Genomic DNA, 1,558 nt, shown 5'->3' on the forward strand with positions numbered 1-1,558 from the left:
TCGGTGTCGGTGGGGAGGGTGATCACGTCGTCGGGGGTGCGGGGCCGGGGCAGTGCGTCGTAGACGGCGCCGAGGGTGGCCATGCGCTTTCGGTGGGGCTTCTCGCCGGGAGCGAGGCGTCCGGAGGCGGGGTGCCGCTTCTTCGCCTCGGCGGCCTTGCGTGTCTCCTCACGCAGGGCCTCGGGCCGCATGACGATGCCCTTGCCGTCCGTGGAGATCACCAGCAGTGTCTCGTCGGGGCAGGCCGGCGGGCATAACCGCTGGTAGTAGCTGTCGATGTCTCCGGCGGCGCGGATGGTGAGCTGTTCGGCCGCGCGTTTGCCGATCACCTTGCCGCACCGGCTGGTCAGGGCATCGAGGGCGGCGTCGTAGGAGCCGCGCACGGCCTCGTCGGCCGCGAGGCGGCGCAGGCTGTGGGAGTGCAGGCCGGCGGGCAGGTTCAGCACCGCGTCGGCGGGATACAGGTTCTCCCGGCCCGGCGCCCGGTAGGCCATGCGCGTGGTGGTGACCTGTCCGAACACGGTGGCCAGGGTCCGGGTGTGACCGGACTCGATACGACGGTGGACGGTGCCGGAGCTGTCGGTGACCTCCGTGCCCCGCCGCTCGGTGTGGGCGCGGAGGTTGAGGTGGGCCTGGTAGAGCAGACGCTGGAGTTCGCGGCCCGTCTCGGCCAGGAAGTCTTCCAGCGCGTCATGACTCGTTTCCGCGGCCCGAGGCGATGACAGGGCCAGCGTCATGGAGTCGAACAGGGTGCGTGCGGCCGAGAACTCCCCGGCCGCGTCGAAGACGTCGTACGCGCTCATCACGGGCTCTCTCCACGGTTCATCGGCCGCTTTCACCATGAACCATGCGAAAGAGCCTGCCTGTTGCTCAGCCTCGTAGGTCGTGTTCCAGGCCGAAGAGGCCCGGGGCGGCCTCGTCCAGCCAGCCGCGCTCGACCAGGCGTTTCAGCTTCGACCGGGTGGTCTCGATGTGCCGCGGTTCGATCTCACCGCCGTTCAGCTTCGCGGTCAGTTCCTTGGCCCGCCAAGGCTGGCCCGATACCGCCAGCACGGCCAGGATCCGCTGGTAGACGTCGGGCAGCACCGAAACGTCCGTCCCCTCACGCCACTCGGGCACGGTCACCGGACCCTGGCGACCAGACGCGCGTTCCGCCGGGGCGGCCGCCTGGGCCACCGGCCCGTCCCCGTGCAGTGCGGCGGCGACCGCCTCGTCTCCCACCCGCACACCTGCCAGCCCCGCCCGCAAGGCCGCCGCCGGCAAGTCCTCGGGCCGGTCCGGGCCCTCAAGGACCTCCAGAACCGTCTCCCGGGCGATCGTCAGCCGCTCCAGCCGCTCTTCCTCCACCGCCAGGAGCTGATTCAACCGACCGATCTCCTCACGAAGTTCGGCCACCCTCTCCCGCGCAGCCACCTCCCGCCCCGACAACCGGCCCAGCAGCGATCCCATCAGCCACCTCCCGACCCGACGCTACGAGCCCGAGCCCGCCATCGCAGCCAGATCAGGAAACTCCCAGCTCAGACCGCCTCGAGCCAGTCCCTCTGGAAGAGCTACACCC

Annotated in this window: 1 protein-coding gene and 1 pseudogene; both read right to left on the minus strand. The window is 70.6% G+C overall.

Going from position 1 to position 1,558, the window contains the following annotated elements; all coding sequences use genetic code 11:
- Positions 1-803, minus strand: a pseudogene (locus tag ACIBEA_RS44535) (ISKra4 family transposase); the annotation flags it as partial.
- Between the two features lie 67 nt (positions 804-870).
- Positions 871-1,449 carry a hypothetical protein gene (locus tag ACIBEA_RS44540; RefSeq protein ID WP_399270291.1) on the minus strand — a complete coding sequence of 193 codons (579 nt, stop codon included), beginning with the start codon at positions 1,447-1,449 and terminating at the stop codon, positions 871-873.
- Positions 1,450-1,558: the final 109 nt, after the last annotated feature.

It is taken from the genome of Streptomyces sp. NPDC051555, assembly GCF_044454405.1.
GTDB lineage: Bacteria > Actinomycetota > Actinomycetes > Streptomycetales > Streptomycetaceae > Streptomyces.

What these genes read in the sequence shown, in the direction of transcription:
- ACIBEA_RS44540 (WP_399270291.1), bottom strand. Translation starts at nt 1,449, where the DNA reads ATGGGATCGCTGCTGGGCCGGTTGTCGGGGCGGGAGGTGGCTGCGCGG.